Annotated in this window: 16 protein-coding genes; 11 read left to right on the top strand and 5 right to left on the bottom strand. The window is 59.1% G+C overall.

Going from position 1 to position 17,667, the window contains the following annotated elements; genetic code table 11:
* Positions 1-57 precede the first annotated feature (57 nt).
* The 3 genes from EAH78_RS30810 to EAH78_RS30800 all read right to left on the bottom strand — a co-directional run bounded on the left by EAH78_RS30810 (position 58) and on the right by EAH78_RS30800 (position 3,213).
* Positions 58-816: an alpha/beta hydrolase family protein gene (locus EAH78_RS30810; protein WP_140671946.1), complete on the bottom strand. Its 759-nt coding sequence runs from the start codon at positions 814-816 to the stop codon at positions 58-60.
* On the bottom strand, positions 806-1,915 hold the full coding sequence (locus EAH78_RS30805) for a DUF3182 family protein (RefSeq protein ID WP_140671944.1): 1,110 nt from the start codon (positions 1,913-1,915) through the stop codon (positions 806-808). Before EAH78_RS30805 ends, EAH78_RS30810 begins: the two co-directional genes overlap by 11 nt.
* Before the next feature lie 302 nt (positions 1,916-2,217).
* Complete coding sequence (locus EAH78_RS30800; RefSeq protein WP_140671942.1) at positions 2,218-3,213, bottom strand: GlxA family transcriptional regulator; 996 nt, start codon at positions 3,211-3,213, stop codon at positions 2,218-2,220.
* A 102-nt stretch (positions 3,214-3,315) separates the two neighbouring features.
* On the opposite strand from EAH78_RS30800, the gene EAH78_RS30795 reads away from it, so the two are divergent.
* From EAH78_RS30795 to EAH78_RS30750, 10 genes are all read left to right on the top strand, one after another.
* Positions 3,316-3,864, top strand: coding sequence for a cysteine hydrolase family protein (locus EAH78_RS30795; protein WP_140671940.1), 549 nt, complete (start codon positions 3,316-3,318; stop codon positions 3,862-3,864).
* A 234-nt stretch (positions 3,865-4,098) separates the two neighbouring features.
* Positions 4,099-4,680 (top strand): YjfI family protein, encoded by a 582-nt coding sequence (locus EAH78_RS30790; RefSeq protein ID WP_193560112.1) that lies wholly within the window; start codon positions 4,099-4,101, stop codon positions 4,678-4,680.
* A 21-nt stretch (positions 4,681-4,701) separates the two neighbouring features.
* On the top strand, positions 4,702-5,400 hold the full coding sequence (locus EAH78_RS30785; RefSeq protein ID WP_140671936.1) for a PspA/IM30 family protein: 699 nt from the start codon (positions 4,702-4,704) through the stop codon (positions 5,398-5,400).
* Between the two features lie 142 nt (positions 5,401-5,542).
* Positions 5,543-6,106 carry a rhomboid family intramembrane serine protease gene (locus EAH78_RS30780; protein ID WP_140671934.1) on the top strand — a complete coding sequence of 188 codons (564 nt, stop codon included), beginning with the start codon at positions 5,543-5,545 and terminating at the stop codon, positions 6,104-6,106.
* A 72-nt stretch (positions 6,107-6,178) separates the two neighbouring features.
* Positions 6,179-7,213, top strand: coding sequence for an ion channel (locus tag EAH78_RS30775; RefSeq protein ID WP_140671932.1), 1,035 nt, complete (start codon positions 6,179-6,181; stop codon positions 7,211-7,213).
* Complete coding sequence (locus tag EAH78_RS30770) at positions 7,200-7,883, top strand: DUF2491 family protein (protein WP_140671930.1); 684 nt, start codon at positions 7,200-7,202, stop codon at positions 7,881-7,883. Before EAH78_RS30775 ends, EAH78_RS30770 begins: the two co-directional genes overlap by 14 nt.
* A gap of 14 nt (positions 7,884-7,897) precedes the next feature.
* Entirely contained in the window at positions 7,898-8,326 is a 429-nt protein-coding gene (locus tag EAH78_RS30765; protein WP_123433352.1) for a DUF350 domain-containing protein, read from the top strand.
* A gap of 19 nt (positions 8,327-8,345) precedes the next feature.
* Positions 8,346-9,059 (top strand): DUF1190 domain-containing protein, encoded by a 714-nt coding sequence (locus tag EAH78_RS30760; RefSeq protein ID WP_140671928.1) that lies wholly within the window; start codon positions 8,346-8,348, stop codon positions 9,057-9,059.
* A 12-nt stretch (positions 9,060-9,071) separates the two neighbouring features.
* Positions 9,072-10,229: a glutathionylspermidine synthase family protein gene (locus tag EAH78_RS30755; protein ID WP_140671926.1), complete on the top strand. Its 1,158-nt coding sequence runs from the start codon at positions 9,072-9,074 to the stop codon at positions 10,227-10,229.
* A 156-nt stretch (positions 10,230-10,385) separates the two neighbouring features.
* Positions 10,386-12,590 (top strand): OsmC domain/YcaO domain-containing protein, encoded by a 2,205-nt coding sequence (locus EAH78_RS30750; protein ID WP_140671924.1) that lies wholly within the window; start codon positions 10,386-10,388, stop codon positions 12,588-12,590.
* A gap of 66 nt (positions 12,591-12,656) precedes the next feature.
* On the opposite strand, the gene EAH78_RS30745 is transcribed toward EAH78_RS30750, so the two are convergent.
* Positions 12,657-13,184 (bottom strand): single-stranded DNA-binding protein, encoded by a 528-nt coding sequence (locus EAH78_RS30745; RefSeq protein WP_017341065.1) that lies wholly within the window; start codon positions 13,182-13,184, stop codon positions 12,657-12,659.
* 9 nt (positions 13,185-13,193) lie between these two features.
* Positions 13,194-14,591, bottom strand: a complete 1,398-nt coding sequence (locus tag EAH78_RS30740; protein WP_140671922.1) for an MFS transporter — start codon at positions 14,589-14,591, stop codon at positions 13,194-13,196.
* 191 nt (positions 14,592-14,782) lie between these two features.
* Here EAH78_RS30740 and uvrA point away from each other — a divergent pair, with 191 nt between their 5' ends.
* On the top strand, positions 14,783-17,617 hold the full coding sequence (gene uvrA, locus EAH78_RS30735) for an excinuclease ABC subunit UvrA (RefSeq protein ID WP_123433348.1): 2,835 nt from the start codon (positions 14,783-14,785) through the stop codon (positions 17,615-17,617).
* Positions 17,618-17,667 lie beyond the last annotated feature (50 nt).

The following is a 17,667-nucleotide window of genomic DNA, read 5'->3' as shown; positions in this document are numbered from 1 at the left end:
GCGGTCAAAATGTGGGAGCGGGCTTGCTCGCGAATGGTCGAGAGAGCACTGCAAATCTCAGCGGGATTGAATAATGCTCAACCGCTCACCCACCACCATCTCGGTAATCCAGTCCACCAGGATCGATGTATACGCCTGCTGCGAAACCGGGTCGCTCAAGGCGTGATCGGCGCCGTCGATAATCCGGTGGGTGAGCGAGTGGGTCTGCTGACAGGCCGCGCGGTAACTCATGATGGTTGCGTGGGGCACATAGTCGTCGGTCTCGGACTCAACCAGCAGCACATCACCGGTGAACTGCGAGCAGGCATGCAGTGCCCGGTTGCTGTCGGCGCGGATCAACGTGCTGCGGTAATCACGCAGATCGGCCTTGTCCAGCTCACGCTTGGGCGTGTGCCATTGATCGTCGCGATACAGCGCAGGCACTCGCAGCGCCAGCCAGCGTACCGGGCGTAATGACGTCAGGATCGCAGCCAGGTACCCGCCATAACTGGTGCCGACCACGGCGATGGCCGAGGTGTCGAGCGCCGGGTGCGCGAGCAGGCGGTCGTACGCCGCCAACAGGTCACGCAAGTTGTCTTCGCGGGTAACGCGTGTCAGTGGGATTCCGGTGCCGCCAGTGTGACCGCGCAAGTCGAACGTCAAGCACACGCACCCCAGACCGGCGATGCCTTTGGCCCGCTCCAGGTCCCGCTCCTGACTGCCGCCCCAACCGTGCACAAACAGCACGCCGGGGACCTTGGATTTGGGGCTGAGAAAAGTCCCGCTCATCTGTTCATCGTCGATGTCGATCTGAATGGTTTCGCTTCTAGCCGTCATAAGATTTGACCGTTACGTACTTGAGAAGAAAGTCACTGTTTTCCGCGGGGCCGCGATACACCTCGATGGCGTCTGCCGGCAGCGGCTGGTCGATGTAGGTTTCGACGGATGACACGCGTATCGCGCGCATCCGCGGATCGTTGACGAAGCTTTGCAACGCGGCCACTTCCGCGCTGCTGGCACCGCCCATGCGCCAGGATTGCTCCAGCACACCGCTGCGTTGCTTACCGTTACTGTCCAGGCCCTGGGCAATGTCGTAGTTGCGCCGCGACGCATAGAAACCGGGATAGGCTTCATTGGCGGCGCTGTCAAACACCTGCGCTTGGCAGATCGCCAATCGCACGTCATCCGGCAACGACAGCTTGAGCAGGTCCTCGTAATCACCCGGCACCACCAGCAGGTTGGAACCGCCGTACACCAGCGCGCCCTGCCCGTCTTCGATCAAGTATTGATCACCGCAGTAACTCAGCACAGTGTCGCCGATAAAACTCTGGCCGACGCTGTGGGTGATCACGTCACTCAGGTCCTGTTCCAACACTACGCCTTCGGTGAACAGTTTGCTGGCATCCGGTCTGGCGAGGATGGCATCGAACTGGTCGAGGCTTTCAATCACTTCCTGTCCCCGCCCGGCGCAGGCATGCACCGGTTTGAGACGGATCGGGCCGTTGTAAAGCAAGTGTTCGGCGGCGGGCCGCGCATCCTCGAGGGAGAACACGCTGAGGCCATCCAGCACCACATTGCGCACGCGCTCGGAAAACAGCGGTGACCAGCCTGGCGGGGCGTAGGCATTCTTGTTGAGCAAGCCATGGCTTATGGCTTTGGTGCAGATGAAATCGTGGTCGACGTATCCGCCCCACAAATCTTCCGGCCCTTTGACGCCCATTTGCCGGGCGGCAGCGGCGCCTATCAGGGTCTGGGTTGGTAGCAGATAAAGATCTCGGCCGTTATGCAGTTTCTGGTCAAAACTGCCGCCGTATTTAAGACCCAGTATTTGCGCCAGCCAACGGGCCAGGGCGCGATTGGTTTCGACTTCATGCTGTGGCGCATCGGGGTGCACGGAATGGGCAACCACCAGTTTTTTGCGGCTTGTTGGGGTCATGCGTCCCCCTTCAATTGGCGCTTGATGAGTGTTGAGGGAAAGGTGCAGAGATCAGGCCAAGCGGCGGGCGCCGCAAACAACCGTTAAATCAGAGAGTTGTGAAAAGGGTAATGGCATCAGGCCTGTCTTATTCTGCACGACAGCTGATGCAGCTCCTGCATTTTGCACGATTCAACTTCAACGGTAATCAAATGTGGGAGCGGGCTTGCTCGCGAAGGCGGTGTGTCAGACAAATTATCTGTTGAATGAAAGACCGTATTCGCGAGCAAGCCCGCTCCCACATTTGCTCTTCTGTGATCTGGCTATCGTGGGGTTGCAGCCGTCGGCGACACACCAAACCGCGACCGGTAATCACTCGGCGCCAGCCCGGTGATTTTCTTGAACGTCGCCCGAAACGCACTCGGGTCCTGATACCCCACGGTCCAGGCAATGTGATCGATGGTGCCGTTGGTGAACTCGAGCATTTCCCGAGCCTTGCCGACTCGCAGGTGCTGACAGTATTCAGTCGGTTTGAGCCCGGTCGCCGCGCGGAAGCGACGCAAGAACGTGCGCTCCTCCAGCCCGGCCCGTTCGGCCATGGCGGTCAGCGACACATCGGTCGCGCCGGTACTTTGTAGCCAATGCTGGACCTTGAGAATCGAGGCGTCGCCATGGCTGAGAATCGGTGCAAAGTTGCTGCCGCACTCGCTCGCGCTATCGCTGTGTTCCACCACCAGAAAGCGTGCGGTGCCAGTCGCAATGCTCGGTCCCAGTAAACGGTTCACCAGGCGCAGCCCCAACTCGGACCAGGCCATCAGCCCGGCCGTGGTGATCAGGTCGCCGTCGTCGACAATCGGCGTATCAGCCTTGAGCTTGATCGCCGGATAACGCTCGGCGAAGGCTTTGGCCGAGGTCCAGTGAGCGGTGGCGCTGCGGCCATCGAGCAAGCCGCTTTCAGCCAATAGAATCGAGCCCACGCAGATGCCGCCGAGGGTCGCGCCGTTCGCGTGCTGCTGACGAACCCACTGGAGCAACGCCTGCGGCACCTGACCGGCGTAAAAGCTGGCGATCGACGGCGGGATCAACACGGCCACCAAGGCCGAATCCGGAGCCGGATGACTGTCGAAGATCCGAACGGGGGCCTGATCGCCCTCAACCTGCCAATGACTGACCCGCAACAGCGGCAACCGCGCCGATTGATGCTCGGCGGCGATTCGGTTAGCCACATCGAACAAGTCCGTCAGCCCATGCACCGCCGCCATCTGCGCGCCGGGATAAATCAGCACGCCCAGTTCGGCGATTGCCCTTTCTGCGTCCATTGTCAGTTTTCCCCCTTCTATTGTCGGTGCGGCCAATCCTCGGACGGCCCGCCAGGCCCAATATTTCATTCCACACCCAACAAGCACTTCGAGGAAACAGTCATGGCCAAGCAAGCGCTCATCGTAGTTGATATCCAAAACGACTACTTCCCACAAGGCAAGTGGCCGCTGGTCGGCGCTGACGCCGCGGCAGATAACGCCGTTCGTGTGCTCAAGGCCTTTCGTGAGGCCGGTGATTCGGTGGTACACATTCGCCACGAATTCACCTCCGAAGAGGCACCCTTCTTTACCCCCGGTTCCGAAGGCGCAAAGCTGCACCCCAAAGTGCTCAACCTCGCCAATGAGCCGGTGGTTCTCAAGCACTTCGTCAACTCGTTCCGCGAAACCGAGCTGAAATCGATCCTCGATGAACAAGGAATCAGCGAATTGGTGGTGGTCGGCAGCATGAGCCACATGTGCGTCGATGGCATCACACGCGCGGCGGCGGATTTCGGCTACAGCGTCACGGTGATTCATGACGCCTGTGCCACCCGTGACCTGGAATTCAACGGTCTGACCGTGCCGGCCGCCCATGTTCATGCGGCGTTCATGTCGGCCTTGGGTTTTGCCTATGCCAACGTGGTGTCCACCGATGAGTTCCTGCGTGATTAAACTCGGTAAATGTGAGCACCCCAAGCTTCATTGACGGTCGGGAAACACTTTGAAATACCACAGGGCCCGCCATGCAGCGGGCCTTTTGGCGCCTGGTAGAAAAAACTCACGCGTGAGTCGTTGATGACGATGAATATTGGGCGTAGGGTTTCTCACGCGTGAGATTTTCACAACGGAGTCACTGCCATGCAAAGCCGCACGAAACCGTCCGCGAAAAAACCATCGAGCTTTTACATGAAGCAGATGCGCGCAGGCCTGGCAGCCGCCGGTTATGTGAAACACGAATCTTGGGTGCTTCCCGAAAACCGAAGCTTGCTCAAGCAGATGGAGCAACAGCTACGCCAACCGATTCTGGCTGGCTCATTCATGTCGGAGAATTACATGAGCGCAGGCAACAACTGGAACATCGATAGCCTCTACAACGCCCTCAAGGCCCTTGATGAGGTGGCTTCGCAAGAGATCACGCTCTCCCTGATCCAGAGCGCCGAACCCAGCCTGAAGCTGGAGATGAACGAGTTTGGTGGTCTGCCAATTCACATCGCCGTGGCAGGTGAGCAGATCATCGTCGACACCGTTCTGGTCGACGTCGAGTCCATCAGCGACGTGCCAGCCTTCAACGATGCCGTGCTGCGCAGCCGGGAAATGTTCCCGCTGTCCTCGATCGGTATCGAGTCCATGCCCAACGGCCAGGTCGTTTACAACATGTTCGGCGCGCTGAGTTCCGACTCCAGCCTGACCAACGTGGTGACCGAGGTGAAAACCCTGGTCGACAACGTCCAGCGTGCCAGCGAAGCCTTCGAACGCTTCTTCAAGTAATTATCAGGAAAGGAAGATCCAATGACTCAGTCCATCTGGAGCAAACTGTTCACCGCACTGCGCGGCGGCGCCACTGAAGTGGGCGAATCCATCGTCGACCAGCAGGCCCTGCGCATCCTCGACCAGGAAATTCGCGATGCCGACAGCGCGCTGGCCAACGCCAAGCGTGAGCTGATCACCATCATGGCCAAGCACAAACTGTCGGCTGACCGCGTCAGCGAGTACAACGCCAAAATCAAGGACCTGGAATCCAAGGCCATGGCCTCGATCCAGGCCAACCGCGAAGACCTGGCAATGGAAGTGGCCGAAGCAATTTCGACCCTGACCAACGAACTGGATGTCGAGCAGAAGCAGGCCACCGAGTTCGGCGGTTACGCGGAAAACATGCGCAAAGACATCACCAAGGCCGAAAACCGCATCAAGAGCCTGCGCCAGCAAGTGGACATGGCCAAGGCCCGTGACAGCGTACAGAAAGCCCAGGTCAGTGCCTCCATCGCCAGCGGCGGCGCCAACGGCAAGCTGGAAACCGCCGTCGGTACCCTGAACCGTTTGCAGGCCAAACAGCAGCAACGCGCCGCTGAACTGCAAGCGCAGGACGAACTGGCCGACGCATCGACCGGCACCGACCTGGAACGCAAACTGCGCGAAGCCGGCATCACGCCGAACGAAGGCAGCGCCAATGCGATCCTGGAACGCCTGAAGCAAAAATCGGCCGAGTGACCGACTCGGTAACCTGTGGGAGCGGGCTTGCTCGCGAAGGCAATCTATCAGTCGGCATTTTTGCTGACCGACACACCGCCTTCGCGAGCAAGCCCGCTCCCACAATGGATTGCGTTTCAGTTTTTTCGAGTAGAGGTCAAGGATGGATGCCCTGAAGGGTTTCAAGCTAATCGCCGGCCTGGCCATCTTCATGGTCGCGCTGCAAGTGATCAACGCGGCGACCGGATACAGCCTTATGGCATTCGGCCTGATCCCGCGAACCGTGCATGGACTGCTCGGCATCGTCACTTCACCTTTTTTGCACGCGTCCTTCTCGCACCTGAGCGCCAACCTGGTGGCCTTTTTGGTCCTGGGCACGCTGGTGATGGTGGAAGGGCTCAATCGGTTCTTGGCGGTCAGCGCCATCATTATTCTGCTGGGCGGCTCGCTGGTCTGGCTGTTCGGTTTTGCAGGCGTACACATTGGCGCCAGCGGCTGGGTGTTCGGGCTGTGGGCGTATATTCTGGCGCGCGCCTGGTTCCAGAAGAGCTGGAGCAATGTGCTCACGGCGGGCGTCGTGGCGCTGTTATATGGCGGCCTGATCTTTGGCTTCCTGCCTCGCCGGGGCATTTCATTCGAAGGGCATCTGTTCGGGGCCTTCGCCGGATTTATCGCCGCAAAAGTACTTTTATCCGCACCGCGCAGCAGGTTTAATGCCGCCCGGTAAGCGCAGTTGAGCACTCTGGCGCCAACGCAATTACCTCGCAGGAATAAGTACCCCACGGAAGTCAGGGACCCCATGTCGATTTTTCTTTTATTGCGGATGTACGCCTCGTCCCTCTTCCACCGTTTTGGGTGGGCGGGCCTGCTGATTGCGTTGGGCGTACACCTGACGACGGCCTGGCTGGGCCTGGTGTTTCTGGGCGAACACCACCTCACCGCCCCCGCCACGTTCACCTACTTCTATCTCACCACCACGCTGACCGTGGGCTATGGAGATCTCGCGCCACAGACAGCGGCCGGGCGGATTTTCGTGGCGACCTGGGTCATGCTCGGCGGCATTGCGCTGCTGACGGCGGCCATCGGCAAAACCACCAGCAGTGTTATCGATGCATGGAGAAAAGGCATGAAGGGCAAAGGCGATTTCACCGGTAAGGTTGGCCATACCGTGCTCATCGGCTGGGAAGGTGCGTCCAGCGAGCGGGTCATTGAACTGTTGCTGGCGGACGAAACCTCGAACGACAACCTGATCGTCATTTGCGATTGCACCCTCGAAGAAAACCCCATGCCGGGCAAGACAGACTTCATCAAAGGTGAAAGCCTGTCTTCCGCGGCATTGTTGATGCGTGCCGGTGTTCCCGGCGCCGAGCGCGTGCTGGTGCGCACCCCGTCAGACGATTTGACCCTGGCCACCGTGCTGGCGGTCAATCAACTGAACCCGGTCGGGCATGTGGTCGCACACTTCAATGAAAGTGAAATCGCCGCGCTCGCCAGCGCCTACGCGCCCAGCCTGGAATGCACTTCAAGCATGGCCATCGAGATGTTGGTCCGCGCCTCCCAGGACCCCGGTTCGTCAGTGGTCATCAACGAATTGCTGTGCGTGGGTGAAGGCGCCACTCAATACCTGATGAAACTGCCCGACACCTATGAAGCGACTTTTGGCGATTTGTACGCGCAAATGAAACAGCGCCACAACGCCACGCTCATCGGCTATCGCGCCAAAGGCGCGCAGCAACCTTCAATCAACCCGCCCTGCGTCACACGCGTTCAGGGCGGCGAACTCTTTTACATTGCCTCCACTCGCCTGAAGGAGATCTCCAATGGGATGGTTTAAACAGTTGATGGGGCTTGAGGCTCCGAACACGGCAACAAACACCCCGTCAAAATGGACTGCCAACGAAACCTCGCCACCCGCCACTGGCCCGCTGGGCCTGGCCTTGGGCAAGGGGGTGATGTTCGACACGACGCTGAAGTTGTTGCTCGACGGCAACTCCACGGTGACGATCCCGGGCTCCCAGCAAATCTGGAGCAACGGCACCATCGATCTCGGGCAGTCGACCTGGCTGTCGCGCTATTACATGAACGACGAAGAATACTGGCTGCAAGTGCACACCACCGGCGATATCGCTGGCCAGGTCGAGTCGGTCATTCTGTTCAATTACCTCAGCTACATCACCATCAGCAGCGAAGCGGAACTGCGTCGACTGGCCGGCCCGCAGAGCCTGATCGGCTTGCCGACCTACACCCACAACGGTGTCGAATACACCCGCGAATGGGGCACCGAAAATGGCCAGACCGAATTGGTGGCATTGAGCGAACAGCTGAAAAATCCGGATGAGTCCTACAGCATCGAGCACCGTTCTATGCTGTACGCCCGCGAAACCGGCCTGACCGATCGCCGGGAATTCCTGCTGTTTTCCGTCGAAGAAGATGCCGAAGGCACCATCAGTTTGAGCACGTCGCTGGGCGTCTCGCTGTACACCACCGACCTGAATACTTTTTAACAAGGAAGCCGTCCATGCTAGAAGCACTCTCCATCTCCCTGAACCCGGCCGCCGTGCTCGGTTTTCTGTCGTACATCCTCGGCGCCGCCGTGCTGTTCGCGCTGTTCCAGTTCATTTACACCCGCATCACCCCGCACAAAGAGTTCGAACTGATCCGTTCGGGTAACGTGGCGGCTGCGATTGCACTGGGTGGCGCGATCATTGGCTTCGCCATTCCAGCGAGCAATGTGATTGCCTACTCGATCAGCCTGCTCGACTTCGTCGTCTGGGCGGTGATCGCTGCGTTCGTGCAACTGCTGGCGTTCCTGATGACCAGCCTGGTGCTCAAAGGCACCTCGGAACGCATCAAGAAAGGTGAAATCGCGGCGGGCATTTATGTCGCGGCAGTGGCCATCAGCGTCGGCATGTTGAACGCCGCGTGCATGACCCCTTCCCAGAACTGATTGCGCAGCGGAGATTCTGATGAAACGAAGCAAGTACGTTCAGCTCTCGCTTGCCGCATCGGTCGCCATGGCGATATCCGGTTGCGGGCCAACTGAAAAAACCTACGCGGTGCAGAAGAAGTACAACTTCCAGTCCGTTCAGCAATGCGCCGATGAAAAGCTCCCGGTGGACGTCTGCTCGGACGCCTACATGACCGCCATGGCCGAACATCGCCGCCTTGCGCCGGTGTACGACAACCAGGCCGATTGTGACGCCGACTTCGTCGCCGACTGGTGCCAGCAGGATTCAACCGGCAAGTTCATCCCCCGGCTCGGTGGCTTCGAGCTGACCGCCGATGGCGAGGTGACGCAGTCCCAGGTCGATGCCGCCAAGGCGCAACTGCCGGCGTCGGAAGCCAACACCGGCGGTTCGGGCTTCTCCACCAGCAGCCTGCTGACCGGACTGTTGATCGGCAACATGCTGAGCAACAACCGCAACAGCTATTACTCGCAGCCGGTGTACCGCTACCGCGATGATCGCGGCAACTACGGCAATTCAACGCTCAGCCAACGCGTCGCCAACGGTTCAACGTTTGGCCGCTCCAACCAGGCACGATCTGGCAGCAGCTACAGCTCCACCATCAGCAAGTCGGCCAGCAAGCCGGTTTCTTCCGTTGCCTCGTCGACGTCGCGTGGCGGCTTCGGCAGCAAGGCCAGCGCACGCAGCGGCTGGGGCGGCGGGTCGAGCAGTTAAGGAGACCGGGCCATGAAGAAGATCCATTGCGCAGAGCGTCATGACTGGAAACAGACCGCCGAAGGTCTCGGCTTTCTGTTTCACACCATCGACGACGAACCCTACTGGGACGAGAGCGCGTATTACCAGTTCACGCTCAAGCAGATCGAAAACGATCTGGAAGACCCGACCACCGAGATCCATGAGATGTGCATGGACATGGTCGCCCGGGTGGTGCAGAACGAGCAATTGCTCGAACGCCTGAGTATTCCCCCGGCGTTCAACGACATGATTCGCACGTCATGGCTCGAAGGCCACCCGCACCTGTATGGGCGCATGGACTTCTCCTACAACGGCACCGGGCCGGCCAAGTTGCTGGAACTCAACTACGACACGCCAACCAGCCTGTATGAGGCCGCTGCGTTTCAATGGGGCTGGCTGGAGCAATGCATCGAACGCGGTTTGCTGCCCAAGCAGGCTGACCAGTTCAACAGCATCGACACCAAACTGCATCAGGCTTTCGCCCAGTTGCAGTTGAAGCTGCCGTTCTATTTCGCCTCGATGAAACACTCGGTCGAAGACAAGGGCACCACTGATTACCTGCGGCTGGTCGCGGAAAAGGTCGGCATCGAATCACGGCACATCGATATTGAAGACATCGGCCTGACCAGTGACGGACGCTTCGTCGACCTTGAGGATCGCTGGATTCCTCACCTGTTCAAGCTGCACGCCTGGGAGTTCATCTTCCACGAGCCCTTCGGCGCCGCGATTGCCCAGTGTGATACGCAGTTTTTTGAGCCCGCGTGGAAATCCATTATTTCCAACAAAGGCATCCTGCCGTTGCTGTGGGAATTCAATAAAGGTCACCCGAACCTGCTCGCGGCGCACTTGGACACCGATCCGAATAAATCAGTGCCCAAGGGTTGGGTGCGCAAGCCGTTCTTCTCCCGCGAAGGCGCCAACATCGAGCTGCAAACGACCGAGGGTCTGATCGTGAAAGAGGACGGCCCCTACACCGATGCGCCGTTTATCCTTCAGGAGTTCGCGCCGCTGCCTAAATTTGGCGACAGCTATACGCTGATCGGCTCCTGGGTGATTGGCGACCAGGCGGCCGGGATTGGCGTGCGGGAAGACAACAGCTTGATCACCAAGGATTCGAGCCGCTTTTTGCCACACCTGATCCTCGACTGAGCAGCAAATCGCGCATAAATCGCCCGATACCGTGTATCGGGCGTCAGGTTGAAACAGGCGTAAACCAGGCTCAGGATCCGACAACGACAAGACATACGCCTGAAAAGCCGGATAATGGCGGCCAATTCGTCTAGCCCGTTATTCTGGTAATCCCCCATGGAAATCAAGGTCAACTTTCTCGACAACCTTCGGCTTGAAGCAAAGTTCGATGACTTCACCGTGGTCGCCGATCAACCTATCCGCTACAAGGGCGATGGCTCGGCACCGGGTCCGTTCGATTACTTCCTGGCTTCCTCGGCGTTGTGTGCGGCCTATTTCGTGAAGCTGTACTGCGACACTCGCAGTATTCCCACGGAAAACATCCGCCTGTCGCAGAACAACATTGTTGACCCGGAAAACCGCTACAACCAGATTTTCAAGATCCAGGTCGAGTTACCGGCGGACATCTCCGACAAGGACCGCCAGGGCATCCTGCGCTCCATCGACCGTTGCACCGTGAAAAAAGTGGTGCAGGCCGGGCCTGAGTTTGTGATCGAAGAAGTGGACAACCTCGACGCCGATGCCCAGGCGTTGTTGATGCCTGCCTCCCATTCCGAGGCGCACACCTATATCGCGGGCAAGGATCTGCCGCTGGAGCAAACCATCGCCAACATGTCGGCCATTCTGGCGGACCTGGGCATGAAGATTGAAATCGCCTCGTGGCGCAATATCGTGCCCAACGTGTGGTCGCTGCACATCCGCGATGCGCACTCGCCGATGTGTTTCACCAACGGCAAAGGCGCCACCAAGGAAGGCGCGTTGGCGTCGGCGCTGGGCGAGTTTATCGAGCGTCTGAACTGCAACTTCTTCTACAACGACCAGTTCTGGGGCGAAGACATCGCCAACGCGCCGTTTGTGCATTACCCGGACGAGCGCTGGTTTAAACCTGGCCGCAAGGATGCGCTGCCCACTGAAATTCTCGATGAATACTGCCTGAAGATTTACAACCGCGACGGCGAACTGCGCGGCTCCCACCTGATCGACACCAACTCGGGCAACGAAGAGCGCGGCATCTGTTCGCTGCCGTACGTGCGCCAATCGGACGGCCAGGTGGTGTATTTCCCGTCCAACCTGATTGAAAACCTGTTCCTCAGTAACGGCATGAGCGCCGGTAACACGCTGGCCGAAGCCCAGGTGCAGTGTCTGTCGGAGATCTTCGAGCGCGCGGTCAAACGCGAAATCATCGAAGGCGAATTTGCCCTGCCGGATGTGCCGGCCGAAGTGCTGGCGAAGTACCCCGGGATTCTGGCCGGGATTCAAGCGCTGGAAGAGCAAGGGTTCCCCGTGTTGGTGAAGGATGCATCCCTGGGCGGCGAATTCCCGGTGATGTGCGTCACGTTGATGAACCCACGCACCGGCGGAGTGTTCGCCTCTTTCGGCGCGCACCCGAGCCTGGAAGTGGCACTGGAACGCAGCCTCACCGAATTGTTGCAGGGCCGCAGTTTCGAAGGCCTCAACGACCTGCCACAGCCGACGTTTGAAGGGCATGCGGTGACCGAGCCGAATAACTTCGTCGAGCACTTCATCGACTCCAGCGGCGTGGTGTCGTGGCGCTTCTTCAGTGCCAAATCGGATTACGAATTCGTCGAGTGGGACTTCTCCGGCCAGGGTGAAAACTCGAATGCCGAGGAAGCCGCTACCCTGTTTGGCATCCTCAAAGGCATGGGCAAAGAAGTGTACATGGCGGTCTACGAGCATATCGGCGCGACGGCGTGCCGCATCCTCGTACCGGACTATTCGGAAATCTATCCTGCGGACGATCTGATCTGGGATAACACCAACAAAGCGCTGTTCTTCCGCGCCGATATCCTCAACCTGCATCGCCTGGACGAAGAAGAGCTGCGATCGCTGGTTGAGCGTCTGGTGGAAAGTGAGCTGGACGATTACACCGACATCACCTCCTTGATCGGCATCGAGTTCGACGACAACACGGCGTGGGGTCAGCTGACGATCCTGGAGTTGAAACTGCTGATCTATCTCGCCTTGCAGCAATATGAAGAGGCAAAAGAGGCGGTAGAAATGTTCCTGCAGTACAACGACAACACGGTTGAACGTGGTTTGTTCTACCAGGCCGTCAATGTGGTGCTGGAAATGAAGCTGGACGAAGATCTGGAACTGGAAGACTACGAGGCCAATTTCCGCCGGATGTTTGGCAACGAGCGCACGCAAGCAGCCATCGGCTCGGTAGACGGCAGCGTGCGTTTCCATGGCTTGACGCCGACCAGCATGAAACTCGAGGGGCTCGACCGGCACCTGCGGTTGATCGACAGCTACAAGAAGCTGCACTCAGCACGGGCCAACGTGACCGCCTCATCCCGTTAATAGCGCCCACAAAAAAGCGAAGCCTGATGGCTTCGCTTTTTTTATCACTAACTGAATCGCCGCTGTTTAGAACGGGATATCGTCATCAAAGCTGTCGAAATCCGGAGCTGGCTGAGGCGCGGCCTGTTGCTGTGGAGCTGGACGCGACTGTTGCGGTGCCGACGACTGCTGCGGACGTGGAGCCTGCTGGCGTGGAGCCGGAGCGGACTGCTGGTAGTTGTTGCCCCCGCCTTGTTGGTCGCCCTGTTGTGGACGGCCGCCCAGCAGTTGCATGGTGCCTTGCATGTCGACCACGATTTCGGTGGTGTAACGCTTGATGCCGTCTTTTTCCCACTCGCGGGTCTGCAACTTGCCTTCGATGTATACCTGCGAGCCTTTACGCAGGTATTCGCCGGCGATTTCCGCCACCTTGCCGAACATCGACACACGGTGCCATTCGGTCTTCTCGACCTTCTGACCAGTTTGCTTGTCGGTCCATTGTTCGCTGGTCGCCAGACTCAGGTTGGTCACGGCGTTACCGTTAGGCAAGTAGCGAACTTCGGGATCCTGGCCGCAAGTGCCGACCAATATGACTTTGTTAACCCCACGGGCCATAACGTTCTCCTAGGCTACGCACGCTGCCTCGGGCGGGTTGTTCACCAGGCGCTCGAGGGTGGTGCGATCCAATAGTTCGGTGTCCAATTTGATGTAAATCGCCGCTTCGTCTGCGACGATCACTGCATCTGTTACCCCTACGACAGCCTTCAGGCGCTCGACCAGACCCGCTTCGCGGATCGCCTCGGGCGACAGCGGCAAGCGCAGACTCGTCACGTAGGGAGGTTCGCGCATGGTAACAGCAAAGGCCAGCCAGAGGGCAGCCAGACCGGCGCATCCCAGGAACACAACCGACAGACCGCCATGCTGGAACATCCAGCCACCGAGGATACCGCCGAGCGCCGAACCGAGGAACTGGCTGGTGGAATAAACCCCCATCGCCGTGCCCTTGCCGCCTGCTGGTGAAACCTTGCTGATCAGCGAAGGCAATGAAGCTTCCAGCAGATTGAACGCGGTGAAAAACACCACCGTCCCGATCACCAGAGCCCGCAAGCTATCGCCGAACTGCCAGAAGAATAGCTCAGTGAGCATCAGCGTCAGCACTGCGCCCAATAAAACTCGTTTCATTTTGCGTTTCTTCTCGCCGTAGATAATGAACGGGATCATGGCGAAGAAGGAGATCAGCAGCGCAGTGAGGTAGACCCACCAGTGCTGTTCTTTAGGCAGGCCGGCTTTTTCGACCAGTGCCAGAGGCAAGGCAACGAAGCTCGACATCAACATCGCGTGCAACACAAAAATGCCGAGGTCCAGGCGCAGCAAGTCCGGGTGCTTGAGCGTCGGGATCAGCGCCTGGCGCGCGACACCGGACTCGCGATGCTGCAAAGGCCCGGTGGAACGCGGCACCATGAACATCACGATCACGATACCGAACAGCGCCATGCCACCCGTGGCGAGGAACAATCCGGACAGGCCGAAGGCGCGGGTCAGCAACGGTCCTACAACCATGGCGACAGCGAACGACAGACCAATCGTCATGCCGATCATGGCCATGGCTTTGGTCCGATGCTGCTCGCGGGTCAGGTCTGACAGCAAGGCCATGACAGCGGCGGAAATCGCCCCGGCGCCCTGCAGGATTCGTCCGGCGATAACGCCCCAGATCGAATCGGCATTGGCCGCCAGCACGCTGCCGAGGGCGAAGACGATCAGCCCCAGGTAAATTACCGGACGACGACCGATGCGGTCGGAAATGAAACCGAAAGGAATCTGGAAGATCGCCTGGGTCAGGCCGTAAGCGCCAATCGCCAGCCCTATGAGGGCTGGTGTCGCGCCTGCCAGATCCATCCCATAGGTCGCCAGTACCGGCAACACCATGAACATGCCAAGCATACGGAAGGCGAACACCAGGGCCAGACCGCTTGCTGCGCGGGTCTCACTACCACTCATGCGTTCGCTGTGGGGATCGTGCATGGAAAAACCTCATGTGAACCGGCCGCGATTCTACCAGTCCCATCGATTGACAGGGTATATCGCGACGCTTTGACGCGCTCCGCTGACAGACTCTTCATGTAAGACATCAACCCGTTCGTTTGATAGTGTGCATCCATCCAGTATTTGGCCGTATACTCCTACGTTTTCGACGCCCGCCAAGCGAGGCCACTTTGGACAAGATCCTGATTCGTGGGGCCCGGACCCACAACCTGAAGAACATCGACCTGACCCTGCCACGGGACAAGCTGATCGTCATCACCGGCCTGTCCGGATCCGGCAAATCGTCCCTGGCATTCGACACGCTGTACGCCGAAGGCCAGCGTCGCTACGTCGAATCGCTGTCGGCTTATGCCCGGCAGTTTTTGTCGATGATGGAAAAGCCTGACGTCGACACCATCGAAGGTTTGTCGCCAGCCATTTCCATCGAACAGAAGTCGACCTCGCACAACCCGCGCTCGACGGTCGGCACCATCACCGAAATCTATGATTACCTGCGCCTGTTGTATGCGCGCGTGGGTATTCCGCGCTGCCCGGATCACGACATTCCGCTGGAAGCGCAGACCGTCAGCCAGATGGTCGACCTGGTCCTCGCCCAGCCGGAAGGCAGCAAACTGATGCTGCTGGCGCCGGTGATCCGCGAGCGCAAAGGCGAACACCTGTCGGTGTTTGAAGAACTACGCGCGCAAGGCTTTGTGCGGGCCCGGGTCAATGGCCGGCTCTGCGAACTGGACGAGCTGCCGAAGCTGGATAAACAGAAGAAGCACTCGATCGATGTCGTGGTCGACCGCTTCAAGGTCCGCGCCGATCTGCAACAGCGTCTGGCCGAATCGTTCGAGACCGCGCTGAAGCTGGCGGACGGCATTGCGTTGGTAGCGCCGATGGATGACGAACCGGGTGAAGAGATGATCTTCTCCGCCCGCTTCGCGTGCCCGATCTGTGGCCACGCCATCAGCGAGCTGGAACCCAAGCTGTTCTCGTTCAACAACCCGGCCGGCGCCTGCCCGACTTGTGATGGCCTGGGTGTGAAGCAGTTTTTCGACATCAAGCGCTTGGTCAACGGCGAGCTGACACTGGCCGAGGGCGCGATTCGCGGCTGGGACAGGCGCAACGTCTATTACTTCCAGATGCTCGGGTCGTTGGCATCTCACTACAAATTCAGCCTGGAAGTGCCGTTCAACGAACTGCCGGCCGATCAGCAGAAATTCATCCTGCACGGCAGCGGTTCGCAGAACGTCGATTTCAAATACCTGAACGACCGTGGCGACATCGTCAAACGCTCGCACCCGTTTGAAGGCATCGTGCCGAACCTTGAACGCCGCTACCGCGAAACCGAATCCGCTTCGGTGCGTGAAGAGCTGGCCAAGTTCCTCAGCACCCAGCCTTGCCCGGATTGCCGTGGCACTCGCCTGCGTCGTGAGGCGCGGCATGTTTGGGTAGGCGAGAAAACCCTGCCAGCGGTGACGAATCTGCCGATTGGTGACGCCTGTGAGTACTTCGGCGTGCTGAAGCTGACAGGCCGCCGTGGCGAAATTGCCGACAAGATTCTCAAGGAAATCCGCGAGCGCCTGCAGTTCCTGGTCAACGTGGGTCTCGATTACCTGTCGCTGGATCGCAGTGCCGATACCTTGTCCGGCGGTGAAGCTCAGCGGATTCGACTCGCCAGCCAGATTGGCGCCGGTCTTGTGGGCGTTCTGTACATCCTCGACGAACCGTCGATTGGCCTTCATCAACGGGACAACGATCGACTGCTGGGCACGCTCAAGCACCTGCGCGACATCGGTAACACGGTGATTGTGGTCGAGCACGACGAAGACGCTATTCGTCTGGCTGACTATGTTGTGGATATCGGCCCGGGCGCTGGCGTACACGGCGGGCATATCGTCGCCGAAGGTACACCAGCCGAGGTCATGGCTCATCCTGACTCCTTGACCGGCAAATACTTGTCGGGCAGGGTGAAGATCGCCGTTCCGGCCAAGCGCACACCGCGTAACAAGAAGCTGTCGCTGTCCCTCAAGGGCGCTCGCGGCAACAACTTGCGCAACGTCGACCTAGACATCCCGATCGGCCTGCTGACCTGCGTGACCGGCGTGTCCGGTTCCGGCAAGTCGACGCTGATCAACAACACGCTGTTTCCCCTGAGCGCTACGGCACTTAACGGTGCGACAACGCTGGAAGCTGCTGCCCATGACAGCATCAAGGGCCTGGAGCATCTGGACAAGGTCGTCGACATCGATCAAAGCCCGATCGGCCGGACGCCGCGCTCGAACCCTGCCACCTACACCGGGCTGTTCACACCGATTCGCGAGCTGTTCGCCGGCGTGCCGGAATCTCGCTCGCGGGGCTACGGGCCGGGACGTTTCTCCTTCAACGTGAAGGGCGGACGTTGCGAAGCCTGTCAGGGCGACGGATTGATCAAGGTAGAAATGCACTTCCTGCCCGACATCTACGTTCCGTGCGACGTCTGCAAGAGCAAGCGTTACAACCGTGAAACCCTTGAGATCAAGTACAAGGGCAAGAGCATCCACGAAACCCTCGAGATGACCATCGAGGAAGCCCGGGTGTTCTTCGACGCGGTGCCGGCGCTGGCACGTAAGCTTCAGACGCTAATGGATGTGGGCTTGTCGTACATCAAGCTGGGGCAATCGGCGACCACGCTGTCCGGTGGTGAGGCGCAACGGGTGAAACTGTCCCGCGAACTGTCCAAGCGCGATACCGGCAAGACTCTGTATATCCTCGATGAGCCAACCACTGGCCTGCACTTCGCGGACATTCAGCAACTGCTCGATGTATTGCATCGCCTTCGCGACCACGGCAACACGGTGGTGGTGATCGAGCATAACCTGGACGTGATCAAGACTGCTGACTGGTTGGTGGACCTTGGTCCAGAGGGCGGCTCCAAGGGCGGGCAGATCATTGCGGTCGGCACACCGGAAGAAGTGTCGGAAATGAAGCAGTCTCACACCGGCTTTTATCTCAAGCCGTTGTTGGCACGCGACAAGGCCTGAATCACGGCCATGAAAAAGCCCCTGTCACTTTGTCGGTGACAGGGGCCTTT

The sequence above is a fragment of the Pseudomonas arsenicoxydans genome, assembly GCF_006438915.1.
Taxonomy (GTDB): Bacteria; Pseudomonadota; Gammaproteobacteria; order Pseudomonadales; family Pseudomonadaceae; genus Aquipseudomonas; species Aquipseudomonas arsenicoxydans_A.
The sequence above is the reverse complement of the archived record's forward strand: the minus strand, read 5'-3'. Positions and strand labels throughout refer to the sequence as shown.